At 66.5% G+C, this 16040-nt stretch carries 12 protein-coding genes; 3 read left to right on the top strand and 9 right to left on the bottom strand.

The annotated features are described in order from the left end of the window. Nucleotides 1-73 precede the first annotated feature (73 nt). Nucleotides 74-1681, bottom strand: coding sequence for a hypothetical protein (locus tag ACYP5B_RS04400; RefSeq protein ID WP_459568697.1), 1608 nt, complete (start codon nt 1679-1681; stop codon nt 74-76). Continuing rightward, nucleotides 1588-5553 (bottom strand): hemagglutinin repeat-containing protein, encoded by a 3966-nt coding sequence (locus ACYP5B_RS04405; RefSeq protein WP_459568698.1) that lies wholly within the window; start codon nt 5551-5553, stop codon nt 1588-1590. The genes ACYP5B_RS04400 and ACYP5B_RS04405 overlap by 94 nt, the downstream gene beginning before the upstream one ends. 373 nt (nt 5554-5926) lie before the next feature. Here ACYP5B_RS04405 and ACYP5B_RS04410 point away from each other — a divergent pair, with 373 nt between their 5' ends. Beyond that, on the top strand, nt 5927-6637 hold the full coding sequence (locus ACYP5B_RS04410; protein ID WP_459568733.1) for a GntR family transcriptional regulator: 711 nt from the start codon (nt 5927-5929) through the stop codon (nt 6635-6637). Between the two features lie 4 nt (nt 6638-6641). Here ACYP5B_RS04410 and ACYP5B_RS04415 read toward each other — a convergent pair whose 3' ends face one another. The 3 genes from ACYP5B_RS04415 to ACYP5B_RS04425 form a co-directional block, all read right to left on the bottom strand. Further along, on the bottom strand, nt 6642-7982 hold the full coding sequence (locus tag ACYP5B_RS04415; protein ID WP_459568699.1) for an MFS transporter: 1341 nt from the start codon (nt 7980-7982) through the stop codon (nt 6642-6644). Then, nucleotides 7982-8680: a hypothetical protein gene (locus ACYP5B_RS04420; RefSeq protein WP_459568700.1), complete on the bottom strand. Its 699-nt coding sequence runs from the start codon at nt 8678-8680 to the stop codon at nt 7982-7984. Before ACYP5B_RS04420 ends, ACYP5B_RS04415 begins: the two co-directional genes overlap by 1 nt. A 152-nt stretch (nt 8681-8832) precedes the next feature. Then, the gene (locus tag ACYP5B_RS04425; protein ID WP_400097246.1) at nt 8833-9744 is read right to left on the bottom strand and encodes a LysR family transcriptional regulator; all 912 of its coding nucleotides are present in this window, start codon (nt 9742-9744) and stop codon (nt 8833-8835) included. 452 nt (nt 9745-10196) lie between these two features. Here ACYP5B_RS04425 and ACYP5B_RS04430 point away from each other — a divergent pair, with 452 nt between their 5' ends. Continuing rightward, nucleotides 10197-11702 (top strand): hypothetical protein, encoded by a 1506-nt coding sequence (locus tag ACYP5B_RS04430; protein ID WP_459568701.1) that lies wholly within the window; start codon nt 10197-10199, stop codon nt 11700-11702. A 6-nt stretch (nt 11703-11708) separates the two neighbouring features. Here the strand turns inward: ACYP5B_RS04430 and ACYP5B_RS04435 are convergent, their stop codons facing one another. The 3 genes from ACYP5B_RS04435 to ACYP5B_RS04445 form a co-directional block, all read right to left on the bottom strand. Continuing rightward, nucleotides 11709-12548, bottom strand: a complete 840-nt coding sequence (locus ACYP5B_RS04435; protein ID WP_459568734.1) for an NAD-dependent protein deacetylase — start codon at nt 12546-12548, stop codon at nt 11709-11711. Nucleotides 12549-12620: 72 nt separating this feature from the next. Next, nucleotides 12621-12887, bottom strand: a complete 267-nt coding sequence (locus tag ACYP5B_RS04440) for an oxidoreductase-like domain-containing protein (protein WP_459568702.1) — start codon at nt 12885-12887, stop codon at nt 12621-12623. Nucleotides 12888-12909: 22 nt separating this feature from the next. Beyond that, nucleotides 12910-13776, bottom strand: coding sequence for a helix-turn-helix transcriptional regulator (locus ACYP5B_RS04445; protein WP_400097222.1), 867 nt, complete (start codon nt 13774-13776; stop codon nt 12910-12912). A 100-nt stretch (nt 13777-13876) separates the two neighbouring features. Here ACYP5B_RS04445 and ACYP5B_RS04450 point away from each other — a divergent pair, with 100 nt between their 5' ends. Continuing rightward, on the top strand, nt 13877-15313 hold the full coding sequence (locus ACYP5B_RS04450; RefSeq protein WP_459568703.1) for an MFS transporter: 1437 nt from the start codon (nt 13877-13879) through the stop codon (nt 15311-15313). On the opposite strand, the gene ACYP5B_RS04455 is transcribed toward ACYP5B_RS04450, so the two are convergent. Next, nucleotides 15314-15841: an SRPBCC family protein gene (locus ACYP5B_RS04455; RefSeq protein WP_459568735.1), complete on the bottom strand. Its 528-nt coding sequence runs from the start codon at nt 15839-15841 to the stop codon at nt 15314-15316. Nucleotides 15842-16040: the final 199 nt, after the last annotated feature.

Raw genomic sequence — 16040 nt, forward strand, 5'->3', positions numbered from 1 at the left:
GTGCCGCAAGTTTACAAGGGCCGCACCAAGTTATTGAACGCGAACGCTCTTCCCCGAGGCCGGTCGGTGATGGTCAGAGTTGTGTATAACCGGATGGGCTTGATGGCATAGGCCTGGTTATTGTCCAAATTCCGGTCTCCACCCATTCGTATTGCTTAGAGATCGGATTTAATACCCTATCAAACGGAATTTTAATCACACCCCCTACACCGTAGCCCAATCCGGCTCCAACTTTACTCAACAGAGCACCAAGGAAAGGATCGTCACCTTTAATTTCAGCTGAGTAATATCCGCCAGCCACATTCCAAGTGACCGTGGGGTTATATCCCTTGCCAACGGTTATCGCTCCGACCACGACAGATCCAATAACATCAGACAACTTGACATCACCGCTAACTCCATATTGGAACCCTGCGCTTGCGGAACCTGATATTCCTGCAGCAATTAATTTTTCCTTCCCACTTGCCCCTGCGATAATACCTCTCCCTCCCATTACAATCACAGGCCAAGAAGTAGGATCTATAACGACAGCCATTACTCTGTCTGTCGTAGAAATATTGTCATGCAATGCAGCCAGATCCTTACCGTTCAGGTATTTGACCAAAGCAATAGCGTCCGGGTCTTTCAACTTCTCACTTAGCCGTACTTGCGAGGAATTTTCATCGAGCGCGACATTCGCGTACCCCTTAATGAGTTCCTCATACGACACGCAGACTATTCCTCCAGAGCCGCATTTCTTCTCAAGCTCAGCACTATTCTTATTGCTTAGATCGATATATTTCTGAATAACGGGCGTGCAATCTCCCCCGCGGAGTTTGCACGTCGCGAGCTCCACATCAAGCGCCCGAGACTCGCGCTCTGACAGATAGTTGTTATCAATGGCGGCGATGACGCTGCCAGATGCTGTCGCCGCATCAGCTCCAGCGCCGGCGGCAATACCCGTCACGAGGCTGGCGAGCAAGTTGCGTTTCGCCTCTTTCTGCTCCGCTGTCTCGTTTGGGGGTTCGCTAAGCAGGTTGGTCAGCAGGCTGCTGGTGGCTGCACCCAGTGCACCGTCAACACATCCCTTGCCGCTCCCTGCCGCACCTGCGCAACCGACAATCGCGTGTAACGCTGCATGCGCCGGGCTACCTTCGGCTAGCGTGCCATCTTTGACCAGTTTGCCGATGTAGCCCGCGCCCTGCTGTTGCACGTAGTTGACGACCAGGCCCTGTGCAAACTGCGCGCTGGAGCCAGTAGCGTTGCCCCCAGCGGCTGCCGCGAGTGCGGTCAGGACCTGACGCCCGGCGCCGCCCGGTGCCCACGTGGCGTTGTCGTCCAGACGCTGCTGAAGCACCGCTATGCGGGACTGATCGCGCTCGCCTTCAGGCTTCGCTAGTTCCTTATCGAGCGTTTCCTTTGCCGCAGTCGACTCCTTGGCCCGATTATTGATGAAGGTGCCGGTCTCTCGGACCAGCGCCCCAGCGATCTCGAAGCCGGCCTTGATTTCCTTCTCATTGAAAATCGGCTTAAGTGCATTGCTACCGTCCTTGCCGGTTTCCACGTCGCGATTGAGCGTGGCCAACCGTTCATCCACGGTCTGCCCGGTCAGCGCCTGCTGGCCGGCCGCATCGATGATGGTGACAGCGCCGCCGCTGATACCGCTGCGGGTAATGCTGCGGCTATTGCCGCTGGCCGCCATCGCAATGGGCGTCGCGGCACTGAAATTGCCATCGCGGGCAGGTTGCTGCCCGGCACCTGGCCACCGGTAGCGGCCTTGCCTTGCTGGTCGGTGCCGACGCCGGCAGGCGTGGGGCCAGGGCCATCGCCATAGCGGGCCACTTCCTTCATGCCACCGCCGCCCTTGCTGAAGCCACCGCCCAGGCTGACACTGCTGGCGCTGTACTCGGCACGGTTCTCGATGTCACTGGTGGTCAGGGTGCCGGTGGCAAACCGGTTCAGGCCGTCCTGTACGTCTTGCTCCGTGGAAGCGATGACGCCGCCCTTGAGGCCGGTGTTGCCCTTGACCTTGACCTGGAAGCCGCCATCGCCGGCCTTGATGCCGGACTGCTCGGTGACACTGGCGTAGTTGCTGTTGATCTTCTGCTGGCTGGCGTTGACGCTGCCGGAGAAGCCGGCGCCCACGGTGGCGCTGCCGCCGAGGCTCTGGTCTTTGCTCTTGAAGGTGCTGGTGTCCTGCAGGCTCTCGATGTTGAGGTTGCCGCCGACATCGGCCACTACCTGCTTGCCGCTGGCGACCGCACCGCGCAGGATGGTATCGCCGCCCGATTCCAGGGTGAGGCGTTCGCCGGCGCTGACGTGGGTGTTAGTCCAGGTGACGTCGCGGCCTTCGCCCTTGCCGCGCGAGCCGCTGGCGTTGGCGGTAACGCCCATGGCCACACCGCCCTGGCCGACCGAGATGGCCACGCCCACGCCACCGCTGGCGCTACCGCTCTTGCGGTCGGTTTCGATTGTGTTCTTTGCGGCCAGCAGAGCGATGTCGCCGTCGGCCTTGAGGTGAGCATTACCGCCGGCCGTGATGTTGCTGCCCTGGATGGTAAGGTCCGAGTCCTGCCCGGCGCCGGTGGCGCTGATACGCACGTTGCCACCGGCAGCCACGGTGGAGCCGGCGGCGGCGTCGCGGGTGCTGGTGGTCTTGCTGTCGCTCTTGCTACCCCCCACGGTGATGGCGATGTTGAGGCCGCCGGCTGCCTTGGGGTCGGCCTGCACCGCATCGGCGGCATTCTTGGCGGCCAGCCCGGTGGCCGCTCCCGCCAGGACCTTCATGCGGGCGTCGCTGGTCTGGCCGCTGGCGCTCTTCATCTGCTGCGCGGTCTGGATGGCGGAGATGACGGGTGCGGTCACCGCCACGGTCAGGCCGGACTGGCGGAACTTGCTTTCCTCGGTGCTGCGGCCGGTTTCGCGGGCTTCGACGATGGCCACCTTCTTGGCGTGGATGTCGATATCGCCCTGGGGCGCCAGCACGTGGCTGCCGGTCTGCTGGTAGTGGTTGCCCGCCACCAGGGTGACGTTGCCTGCTGTGGCGCCCACGGTGGAGGCGGCCGCGCTGGTGCTCACGTCGCGCTGGTCGGCACTTTGCATCTGGCTGCCGACGGTGAAGCCGACACCGCCGTTGTAGAGGAAGCCGCTCTTGTCGGTGCGCTTGAAGTGGCTTTCGCTGCGGGTGTTGGTGGCGGCTTCGAGGGTGAGGTTGTTTTTGGCGACGATGACGGTGCCAGCGTCCGAGACTACGTTGCTGCCGGTAACGGTGACGTTCTGCCCCTGCACCGCCACGGTGTTGCCACTGAAAGTGCTGGCCACCGCGTGGGTTTGCTCGACGCTGTCGCGGCTGGTGCGGGTGGTGGAGCCGAGCAGGCCGCTGGACTTGTGCTTGCGGCCTTCGCTCCAGTTGCTGCTGGCTTCGCCGCTGGCGATGTTGACGTCACCCTGGGCCACGGCCACCACTGCGCCTTTCTTGCTGGTTACGTTGGCGGCGCGGGCGTTGATATCGCCGCCGGCCTGCAGGCGAACGTCGCCTTCGGTACGCACGGTGGTGCCAACATCCTGCACATAGCCCTGTTTGAGGTAGTTGCTGGCGTTGCGGACGTTATTCTCTTGCTCGCCGATTTGCACGGTGCCAAGGTTGAGGTCGCGCCCGGCGATGATGGCGGTCTTGCCTTCCTTGCCGGCGTTGATGATCTGCGCGGCGATCAGGTTGGCATCGCGCCCGGCCATGGCGACCAGGGTGCCGCCGGGGTTGGTGACGTACAGGCCGGCGGCGCGGTCGATGTTGGTGCGGCTGAAGTCGCTTGGGCCCGCTTGCTTGGCGTCGCTGTGGGTGGTGGTGTTGACGTTGAGGTCGCGCCCGGCGCTGGCGGACAGGAAGCTGCCCGCGTCGAGCGTACCGCCGATGTTGTCCAGGTCGTTTCGCGCCTTGAGCGCCACGGCATCGCCGGTGATGCGCCCGCCCAGGTTGCGCAGGTTCTCGGCGGTGAGCTGCACGGCGGTGCGCCCGGCGATGGTGCCGGAGTTGACCAGGTCGCCCTTGAGGTTAAGGTCGATGCTATTGGCGGCGATCAGGGTGCCGTTGCCGTTGAGGTCGCCGGGCTTGGCGCGGACGTAGACCTGCGGGACCAAGGCGCGGGTGCGCCTGCCATCGGCCAGCGTGACGTCCTGCTCGACCAGCCAGACGATGTCGCTGGTGAGCTGGGCCATCTGCTCGGCGCTGAGCGCCACGCCGGGGCGTAGGTTCCAGGCCTTGGCATAGGTGCTGCCGGCTTCCAGCAAGGTGCGGTACTGGGCCTCGTCGCTGCTGTAGCCCTGCAGGAAGCGCCGGCCGGTGAGCTGGCCGATCTGGTCGCGCACCAGGCCCTGTTCGTAGAAGCCGTCGCTCAGGCGCTTTTGCATGATGGCCGGGTCGTAGCCCAGCCCCAACTCCCAGCCGCCGGTGCGGCGGCGCTGCACTTCGATCTCGGTGTCGTCAATGTAGTTATTGGAATGACGCAGCCAGCTGCGAACGTAGGCGCTGGTCTTGCGTGTGGCATCGCGATACAGCAGGCGCGACAAGCGGACTTCTGCGTGCTCGCTGGTACCGCGGTAGACATAGTTCTGTGAGTAGCCAGCCACTGTCTGGTGGTATTTGTAGCCACCGGCGGTGGCGCCCAGTTGCCAGTAGCCGAACGGGACGCTGTAGTGGACGGTGTAGCCACGCGTGCCCTTGCCATCGGGGTTGAACACATCGTGGTTGAAGTTGGCGTAGAACAGGTCGTTCAGCATCAAGGTATCGTCCAGGGAGAGCGTGGCGCTCGCCTGGTACTTGCCGGTCGCCCGGCTACCTGAATCGTCCAGCGAAAGGCTCAACCGCGCAGGACGATGCTGTATCCAGGCGATGACCAGGTCGCTTTCGCCCGGCCGCGCGTCATCGCCGTGCGCCGGCACGATCTGGATGTCGGCCTCCACGGTGGGGACGCGCTTGAAGTTCTCCAGCGCTTGCTCGATATCGCGCAGGTTGAGCAGGTCACCGCGGCGTATCGGCACGGCGTTCCAGGCGGTAGCGCGCGACGAAGTGTCGGCAGCAAAGCGGATCGCCCGCACCCGGCCCGGCACCACGGTGAGCGCCAGGACACCGCTGTTCAGGTCCTGTGGGGCCGCCCGCACGCGCGTAGTCACAAAACCGCGCGCGACGATGGCGTTCTGGATGCGCTTCATCACCACGTTGATGCCTGCGGTACCCAGGCACCGTCCGGTAGCGGGATCGGTGGCGGGGTCGACTGCCTTCAGCGCCCACAGGAATTTGCCGGCATCCTCGCCCGTCAGCTGGATCTCATGGATCGTGAAGCAGGGCCCCTCTTCCTTCGGTAACAGATCGGGCGCCGGCATCGCTGGCATCGGTATTCGCACATCCGGCGTGGATTCCTGCTGCTCGCGCAAGATGCGTTCGCGCTCCTGCTGGCGCAGCAATTCCTGCGCAGCGCTTCCGGGTGCCTGCCCCTGCGAGGCGATCGGAAACACCAGCAGGCCGCAAGCCAAGCCGCATGAGCGCGTTAACGCTGACCAGAACTTCCGTTGCTCCATGTTTGTTCTTCCCTGTACTGGCCCGGGTCACCTGCTGACGACATCCAGTACCGCCTATGGCAGGCCAGAGAAGTTGCACTTGTCCGCTCACGCAACTGAGAGTGACTTGCAACCAAACCTAGAGTTTTCACGCTGCGAACTGCGGCGTATGTAGGAAACTTCTTGAAGTTGAGGAGACTTTTCCCAACCTGATGTGATCTTTAGCCGTGAGGCAGCTCGCGCCTGCGCATCCGGGGTGCCTGGCGGTGGGGGGCTCGCACGGCTACTCCGCCAGGCGCAGTGAGCGCAAGGCCGGGCGTTCGCGCCGGGTTTTGGTAGTACGATATCGCCCTTGCACGCATTGCCGTGTTGTCGGGAGAGAGTTTTGCCATCAGTGGATCGCCGTAGCGCCGGCACATCGCGCGCCCGGGCCAGGGCCGAAGAACCATCGCAGAATGAGCTGGCCTACACCGGCCTGCGGGAGCGGCTGACCACGCTGGTCTACCGCCCCGGCGAGCATCTCAACATCTCCACCCTGGTCGACGATCTCGACCTTGGCCGCACGCCCATCAACCAGGCGCTGCACCGGCTGGCCAACGAAGGGCTGGTCCAGATCCTGCCGCGCAAGGGCGTGGTGGTCTCGCCGCTGTCCATCGACGATGCGCTGCACCTGATCGATGTGCGCCTGGCCAACGAGACGCTGTGCGCCAGGCTGGCTGCCGAGCGCATCACCGCCGCTGGCCTGCAGACGCTCGAGAGCCTGCTGAGCCAGGTGGAAGACGCTGTGGCGCAGCGCAACCTGCCAGAGGTGACGAACCTGGACCGCCTGTTCCACGAGGAAATCGCGCAGCTGTCGGGCAACCCGATCCTGATTGAAATCCTCAAGGTGCTGCACGCGCGCTCGCAGCGCTTCTGGGCCATTTCGCTGTCGTCCGAAGGGCACCTGGCCGAGGTCGGCGCCGAGCACCGCGCCATCCTGAAGGCGCTGCGCGACGGCGACGGCGCGGCAGCGGCCAGCGCGGTCACGGCCCATGTGCTCTCCTTTCGCCAGGCGCTGCTGCAGGGCCGCCGCGAAACGGTCTTCGCGACGGCGATCGAGGGCTAGCCGGTCAGCTTTCGAGCGGCTTCTTCGCGGTTTCCCGTGCCACCAGCAAGGCCACCAGCGTCAGCGCCACGGCGGCGCTGACATACAGCGAGATCGCCAGCGTCGAGCCATACGACTTGTACAGGCTGGCGATGATCAGCGGCGCAAAGCCGCCCCCCACGATGCCCGCCAGCGTATAGGCCAGCGATGACCCGGCGTAGCGCACCCGCGTGGGGAACTGCTCGGTCACGAAGGCCGCCTGCGGGCCGTACATCATGGCGTGGATGATCAGCCCGACCACCACCGCCGCACAGATCTGCAGCGGCTGCGCGCTGTCCATCAGGCGGAAGAACACAAAGGCCCACACCACCGCCAGCAAGGCCCCGGCCATGTACACCGGACGGCGGCCGAGCTTGTCCGACAGGCTGCCGAACAGGGGCACCGCGATGGCGTTGCATGCCGCGCCGATCATGGTCGCGGTCAGCGCCAGCGGGCGGGACAGGTGCAGCACGCTGGTCACGTAGGTCAGCGTGAACACCACCACCAGCGCATAGAGCACGTCCGAGCCGATGCGCACGCCGCCGGCCACCAGCAGGCGCCGCCAGTGATCCACGAACACTTCCTTGATCGGCGTCTTGGCCGTGCTCTTGCGCGCCTCCATCTCCTTGAACAGCGGGGTTTCCTCAACGCCCTTGCGCAGCCACAGGCCGAACAGCACCAGCAACACGCTCGACAGGAACGGGATGCGCCAGCCCCACGCCTGGAAATCTTCCGGGCTCAGCCACAGCGATACCACGGCGATAAAGCCGGTGCCCAGCAGCGTGCCGCACGATGGCCCGACCTGCGTGAACGACGCATTGCGCCCGCGCTGGTGCTGCTCGCCATGTTCCATCGACAGCAATACCGCGCCTGCCCATTCGCCGCCAATCGCCGCGCCTTGCAGGAAGCGCAGCGCCACCAGCAGGATCGGGCTCCAGATGCCCCACGACATGTAGGTGGGCAGCAAGCCCATCAGGCCCGTGGCCACGCCCATCAGGATCAGCGTGGCGACCAGCACGAAGCGCCTGCCGAGCTTGTCGCCCAGATGCCCGAACAGCACGCCGCCGAGCGGGCGCGACACATAGCCCACCGCATAAGTGGAGAACGCCAGGATGGTGCCGGTGAGCGGATCGAACGAGGGGAAGAAGACCGCGTTGAACACCAGCGCGGCCATCAGGTTGTAGACGGTGAAGTCGTACCACTCCAGCGTGGTGCCGATGGTGCTGGCCGCCGCCAGGCGGCCCATCCTGGGCTTGGCGGCGTGGGTGGCTGCATCGAGCGTGCCTGCCGGGCTATGCGGGGCGGAAATCGTGTTTGCGCTGGTCATCACGCCACCTCCCCGGAGAAGAGCTTCCATTTCAATGCGTAGCGTGCGGCCTGCTGCGTCGAGGCGCCCAGGCGCGCTGCCGCTTCCTGCAGTGCCTGCTCGCTCGCAGCTTCGGCGCTGCTCTCGATCACCAGGATGGGCAGCAACTGCCGGTCCGTCAGGCTCTCCTTGGGCAACGGCTGGCTTAGCTCGGCGTCCGGCATCAGCAGGTAGGACTGGACAAAGCCGGGCAGCGCGGACAGTTGGCCGCCCACCTCGCCCGCCAGGTCCACCAGCGCCAGCGCATCCTCCGGCTGCGCCAGCGGCAGCACGGCAATCCAGCTGCCGCTGCCCTGCCCGACCGTGGCGGTGACTTCGCTCACGCGGCGCATCGGCTGGCGCATGCGGTCCAGGTTGGCCACCGACCACGGCGTCTGCCGGCGAAAGGCTGCCTTGTAGGCTGCGGACGTAAACGCGCCGAGAGACTCGGTGCGATACAGGCCGAGATACTTCGGGCCGCCCTGCACGGCTTCATAGCGCGCCGCGGAGATAAAGCCTTCGATACGGGCGCGCTCCTCCACGTGCTCGCGGTCGTACCATTGATTGAAATCGGCCTCATCGGCCGCGTCCACATTCGACGCGACAAACAGCATGCCCTGCGGGGACATTCCCGTCGGGCCATCGATCACCAAACTCTCGCTCGCAAACATCTCGCTCATCAAACTCTCCGGTTGCCACGCCAATACAAAGCGGTGAGTTGATGATCGGCGCGATCGCCGCGCGCGACAAACGGGTTTTTCTTCGCGTTTCCGATCAGTTTTTCTGTTCGATCCCGCTGCGTTCGCGCACCAGCCTGGCGCGCGGCCGTGCCTCACTGCGGCGCAAACGGTGCAGGCAGCGAGCGCACAAAGCGATCCGATTCGCGGCAGGCCAGATCCGCCACGAGGCGAATCGCCTCCGACGCCGCATGGTCGAGATGGCTCACCACCAGCCGTTGATGCGGCAGCGGCACATCGCAACAGATCACGCGCAGCTCACCGCGCTCCACTTCTTCGCGCACCGGCGCCAGCGGCATCAGCGCATTGCCAAAGCCCGCTTTCACCAGCCGCACGATGGCCGCGATGGAGCTCACGCAGTGCACCTTGCCAACGGGCAGCCCGGCCTTGCGGTACAGCTCCTTGAGCGCCAGGTGCGGCTGCGATCCGGGACTCATGGTGATGGTCGGGTGCTGCAGCAGCGTGGCCAGCTTCCCTTCGTCAGGCGGCGCCGCGCCGGGCGGCCCGACCCACCCGATCGTCATCGGCAGGCACGGCGTGCTGGTGATGCCCTCGCCCACGGCAGGGTCCGTCTGCAAGGCGATATCGATGCCGCCGGCGCGCAAGGTCTTGTGCAGGCCCTCGGTGGTCTCGGAGGTGATTTGCACCTCGATGCCCGGATAGGACGATTGCAGGTGCCGCAGGAAATCGACCAGCCAGGTATGCACCACGCTCTCGATGGCGCCGATGCGCACCAGCCCCAGCAACTCGTGGCCGGAGCGCCCCAGTACCATGATCTCCCGCTGCAACTCCAGCAGCCGCTCGCCATAGCCAAGCAGGCGCAGGCCCACCGGCGTCAGCCGCAGGTCCCGCGCCTCGCGCTCGAACACGCGCGCACCGATCTCCTGCTCCAGCGAGGCAATGCGATTGGACATGGCGGCCTGGGTGATGTGCAGCTTCTCGGCCGCCGCGCGAAAGCTGCCTAGCCGCGCCACCCACATGAAGGCTTCGACAAAGCGCGTGTTCATGGCGTCGGCCCTCCACATGCACCACACCCACAGTCATCACGGCACCAGCGCCGCGCCCCGCCGCAGTGCACCCGGCTCGTCAAATCGGTTCCTGGCCGGGGCTGGCCAGCCTCGCTGCATGCATTTTGTGCGCCTTGTGAAATTTCACCGTATTAACAGCGAGATTTTATGCAATATCCGCGCCAGTGCTGTAGTGGGATTCCCTAGCTTGCTTTCATCCCATCCGGCTAAAAGAAGCCCCCCTCTGACGGAGGGTGGCGCTTGCTGAAGCGGAGCACGCATAAGGCAGTGCCAGGCAATGGCCGCATTCTCACGCCAGCGCGGGCATTATCGGTCACCCTCAAGCGACACAATGGATACAATATTGCGTCCGCGTGGCCCGCAACAGCAATGGCCGCGCAACAAGCAAGCGCTGGAAACGTACAGAACAAACAACAATAAAAGGTCGAGTCTTGTCTTCGGAACACTTTCCCAGGATCAAGGCGTTGTGGCGCAATCGGGAAACCCTCTCGCAGGGCGAGTGGGAAGAGTGCTATCAACGCGTGATGGCTGTGCTGGCCAATTACCGTCCGCGCGAGGCCGCGTCGCTGGGCGGCGCCTTGCACGATCTGCATCATCAGTTCTTTGTCGAACGCGTGATGCCCGGCGAGGGGCGCGGCGGCCACGGTGCCCCCGCGGCCCCCGAGCATGGAGACGAGCTGCGCCTGACCTTCCGCCGCTTCCTCCTCGACCTGCAGCGCCACAGCCGCGAGGGCGTCATGGCGCCCGCTGCAATCGGCACCAGCACCCTCCTGCCTCCCCTGAACATCGTCGCGGCACGGCTCGACGCCGGCAACACCGCCAAGATCGCGGACGAAGGCCCGTTGCCCGCGCTCCAGGCAAACGGCGCGAGCGCCGCTGGCGGCGTCGACTGGACAACGCGGCCAATCCCTGACGCGCTCGCGGCGGCCTTCGCGCGCGCCAGCCAGGCCAGCCCCCAGCGCGCACGCGCACTGGCGCCCGGGCAATACCACGCACTGCGCCACGCGCCCGGCTTTGGCGCCGTGCTGCTAGACCGGTGGAGCCCCGCCGGCCAGTGCTGGCAGGGCTGGCTTGTCACGCCCGACTCCGCCTATGCCGGCTCTACCGACATGGTGCTGGAGGACCGCGACGGCCCGCTCGATCCGCGCATCGGCATGGTGTGCTGTGCTATCCGGGTACTGGCGCGCGCCGACCAGCTCGGCACCTGCCTCGGCGTGCTTGCGGACGAACGCCTGGGCGCCGTGCGCTGGCTTGGCGAGCAAGATCGCGGCGCCGGCAACCTGGCACGCCCCGGCACCGTCGCCCGCTTCGACGTGCCGGGCGGCTATGCGCTGACCGGCTCGCCACTGGCCGGTCCGTCCGATCCACGCCATGCCTACCGCGATCTGCTGGCACGCGGCGTCGCCAGCTTTGGCCTGGAGCCGGCGCAATCCGTGCTGCGCGGCGGGGAGCAGGACAGCACGCAGCGTGTGGTGGCAAGCAAGCCGGGCAGCGGTAGCAAGAGCCGCAGCAATAGCAGCAGCAGCAGCAGCACGGACAAGGTAAAGCAAAAGGAAAGGCCCATCCCGCAGCCACCTTCCCCTGCCGGAACAACCAACGGCGCTCGCTGGGTCAAGCCCTTTGCCATCGTTGCCGCCATGCTGGCGCTACTGCAATTTGGCCTGCTGGCAGGAAGCTACAACCGAGACAATGCCGCAATGGCGGCGCCGAGCCGCAGCGCGCCACCCCAAGGCGGCAGCGGCAGCAGCAGCGATCTGCATGCGCGGTTTCGCCCGGAAGCCACCGAGGCGGAGATCCGGACCTGGCTACTGCGCGAAGGGCTGCAAATCGTCGGCGGCCCGGACGCTACAGGCGGCTTCACCCTGCATGGCGGCGATGCGCAGCACACGCTCCCGGCGCCCGGCCCCGGCAATCCGCTGGCTCGGGTCGGCCCCTGAGCGCGTTTAATTGGCGACGGCGCTTGCGGGCAAGTCCAGCCGCCCGGCCAGATCGGTCAGCGCCGCTGCGCAAGAGACATCCACCTTCAGCGCCAGCAGCGCATCGGCACGGGTCTGGCCGAGGTTGATGGCCGCCACCGGCTTGCCCAGCTTCTGCGCCGCCAGGCAGAAACGGTAGCCTGAGAACACCGTCAGCGATGAGCCGATCACCAGCAAGGCATCGGACTCGTCCAGCGCCTGCAGGGACGCATCCACGCGCTCGCGCGGCACCGACTCGCCGAAGAACACCACATCGGGTTTCAGCACCCCGCCGCAGTGCCCGCACGCGGGGATGTGCACGGCCTCGAAGCTGGCCAGCTCCAGGTGCGCATCGCCATCGGAGGCGGGCAGCGCGCGCAGTTCGGCAAGCTCCGGGTTGTCCGCTTCGAGCTGGGCCTGCAGCGAGGCGCGCGGGCGGCGCGTGCCGCATTGCAGGCAGATCACGCTGCCGACATGGCCATGCAGCTCTATGACGCCGGTGCTGCCGGCGCGCTGGTGCAGCCCGTCCACGTTCTGGGTGACAAGCTGGCGCACATAGCCCCCCGCTTGCAGCTGCGCCAGCGCGAAGTGCGCGGCGTTAGGCTGCGCATTGGCAAGCACCGGCCAGCCCAGCATGCTGCGTGCCCAATAGCGCTGGCGCACCGCATGCGAACGAAAGAAATCCTGTGCCTGCACGGGCGGCGTGCGCTGCCAGTTGCCCTGCGCGTCACGATAGCCGGGAATGCCGGAATCGGTGCTGATGCCGGCCCCGGTCAGCACCAGCAGGCGCGGATGGTCCCGCACGAACGCGTGTAGATCGGCCAGCATGATCCGGTCGGTGACGGTCAAGGGGGGCTCCTTGTCTTGTGCGTGAGGTGCGTGTGGTGCGTGTCAGCCGGATCAGAAGCTGGGACCGCCCGCGCCTGCGCCGATATCGGCCGTCTGGCCGGCGAGCGCCAGCCATGCCTTGAGCTCGGCGCGATACCGCTCCATCGCCTCGGCGTGCAGGTCGAAGATGCAGGGCTCGCAGCCATTGCCGCAGCAATCGTTGATATCCGGCGTGGGCGGCGCTACCGGCCTGGGTGGCAATGCCTGCGCTGCCGGCTCCGGCGTAGTCGCCGATCCTGGGGTGCGTCCTGTGGTGGACGTGTTTTCTACTGACACCATCGACTCCGATTGAAATGCACCTTCAGTATACGGCCGGCGCACGCGCATCGCTGCCGCGGGCCAGCCATGCCTCGAACGCCTCGCTGCCCGGCTCGCCCGCCACCGCCGCATAGACCACAAGCCGCAGGTGGCGCTCCTCGTCGACCGTGAGCGTGGCGTGCTCGCAGCGCACCGTGCCCACGGCGTCCAGCCACATGGCGCGGATGCCGGTGCAGACACCCTGCACATCGTGCTGGCGCCACCATTGCCTGAAATCCGGTGCCGCGCGCTCCAGCTCGTCCACCAGTTCCAGCAAGGTCGGATCGTCCGGCGCGCGCGCCAGGTCGCGGCGAAAGCTCGCCAGCATCTGTGGCGCCTGCGCCTCCCAGCCGGCAAAGCGCTCGCGCATGGCCGGGTCCAGGAAAATCATGCGCAGCATATTGCGATGGCCCTGCGCACAAGCGCCAAAGCCGAACACGCGCTCGGCCGCCGCGTTCCACGCCAGCACATCCCAGCGCAGGTTGAGCACGTAGGCAGGCCGCAGCGGCAGGTCGTCCATCAACCTGCGCACCAGCGGTGGCACCGTGCACCAGGTGCGCCCGCTTTCGGCGGGCGGGCGCTGGTGCGCCAGCAGGAACAGGTGGCGCCGCTCGGCGGCGTCCAGCCGCAGCACGCGCGCCAGGTTCTCCAGGAACCCCGCCGAGACGCCGATCTCGCGCCCCTGCTCCAGCCAGGTGTACCAGGTCAGCCCCACGCCGGCCAGCGCCGCCACCTCCTCGCGCCGCAGGCCCGGGGTACGGCGCCGGCCCGCGCTGGGCAGGCCCGCCTCCGCGGGCGAGATGCGCTCGCGCCGCTGGCGCAGGAAGTCCGCCAGCGCGGCGCGGCTGCGGTCGAGGGTGCGTGGCGGCATGGAGTTAGCCTGTTGCCTGTTGTAATAGCATAAGTACTTAAATTGTAATACTTTAATGGGCGGCTGAGAATGCGGGCCTGAGCGTTCAACAGGACCCACCATGCCCTCTCCAACCGGCTTGCCCGTGCTTTTTGTGCTGTTGCTAGGCGGCTTTGTCACCGTCTTCGATCTGTTCGTGGTCAATGTGGCGATTCCCGCCATCCAGGCCGACCTGGGCGCCAGCTTCAGCGAGGTCGGCGCCGTGGTGGCGGCCTACGAACTGGCCTACGGCGTGCTGCTGATCATCGGCAGCCGCCTGGGCGACCTTCATGGCCGGCGGCGGCTGTTCGTGCTCGGCATGGCCGGCTTTACGCTGACCTCGGCGCTGTGCGGCGTGGCTCCCACCCCCGCGCTGCTGATCGCGGCGCGCGTGCTGCAGGGCGCCGCCGCAGCGCTGCTGTTCCCCCAGATCTACGCCGTGATCCGCGTCAGCTTTGACGATGCCGCGCGCCGCCGCGCCTTCGGCCTGCTCGGCATGACGCTCGGCCTGGCCGCCATCGCCGGCCAGGTGCTCGGCGGCCTGCTGGTACAGAGCGACCTGTTCGGGCTCGGCTGGCGCCTGATCTTCCTGATCAACGTGCCGGTAGGCGCAGCCGCCATGCTGGCCGCGCGGCGCATCCCCGAATCGCGGGCCGTGGCGGCGCCCGGCTTGCCCGCAAGCGGGCTGGACTGGCCCGGCGTGCTGCTGGCCAGCGCCGGACTGACGCTGTTGCTGGTACCGTTGCTGGAAGGCCCGGCGCGCGGCTGGCCGGGCTGGGCCTTCGCCTCGCTGGCGCTGGCCGCTGCCGTGCTGGCCGGCTTTGTGCGCGTGGAACGGCACCGGCCCGCGCCGCTGGTGGACCTGGCGCTGTTTGCCCAGCGCCGGTTTGCGCTGGGCACGCTGGTGGTACTGCTGGTGTACTCCACGGCCAGCGCGTTCTTCCTATGCTTTGCCCTGCTGCTGCAGGCCGGGCTCGGTGTCGGCCCGCTGCTGGCCGGCAGCGTGTTTGCGCCGGCCAGCGTGGGATTCGTTGCCGCGTCGATGTGGGCGCCCCGGCTGGTGGCGCGCTTCGGGAACGCCGTCCTCGCCGTCGCGGCCTTGCTTTACGCCGCGGCACACGCCGCGCTGACGCTGCAGGTGGTGACGGCAGGCGCCACGCTGGTACCGTGGCACCTGGTGCCCGCGCTGATCCTGTTCGGCCTGGCCCAGGGCATGCTGATGACGCCGCTGCTCAATCTCGTGCTCGGCCTTGCACGTGAGGCGCAGGCCGGCATGGCGTCCGGGCTGGTGTCGACCATGCAGCAAGTGGGGGGCGCGTTCGGCATCGCCATCGCGGGCATGTTCTTCCAGCGGGCGCTGCAAGCCGAAGGCGGCATCGCCAGCGCGCAACGCTATGCCCACGCGTATGCCGGCGCGATGGGCTACAACCTGGCGGCGGCGTTGCTCTGCGCGCTGCTATTGCTCGCTCTGGCCCGGCCGGTGGCGAGCCCGGCCGGCGCGGTCCAGGCGGCGCACTGATCAGCCGCCCGTGCCCGGCGGCGAGGGCTTGCGGGCCTCCAGCACCGCCCGCAGCCGCGTCACGGCCTCGGTCGACTCGGCCTCAATCCGCTTGCGCAGCACCAACCAATTGGTCAGCGCAAACAACAGGTTCGGCGCGGCGTAGGTGAATTCGCGCCGGAAGTGCGTGCCCTGCGGCGTCTGGGCGAGCGTGTAGCGGACCGCGCCCGCCGCGCGCCCATCGATGCTGCCCTGGATCATCCAGGCCGATGACGGGGTGCGCTCCACCGCGGTCCACACCACCTGGCCGCGCCGCCCGGCTACCGAGAAGGTCTCGGTCACCTGCTCGCCGGGCAGAAGCGAATGACCGGCCGCTGCGCCGGTTACAGCGAGCGAGGATGGATGCCAGTTGGGCCAGTTGGCGGGCGTGGAAACGTAGTCGAACACCACGGCATCGGGTTGCGCGATCGTCACCTCGTTGACGATATGCGTGACTGCGCGCCACGACCGCGGCAACGGGAGCAACAGCACGGCCGCCGCGCCCACCAAAACCAGGAGCGCGACGAACAGGGTCCGCCGTTTGTCGGTCCGCCTTCTGTGGATTCGCCGCCTGCTCATGATGGGGGCCTGGACGATCAATGCGCCGGTGGCCTGCGGTGAGGCCGGCGGCCCTTTCCGGCTGGGGTGGCCGCGATGCTTTTAGTTTAGTCAGCTTTGTTCGCCGCGACGGCGCGGTAAACGACAAGAC

It is taken from the genome of Cupriavidus sp. 8B, from assembly GCF_054589115.1.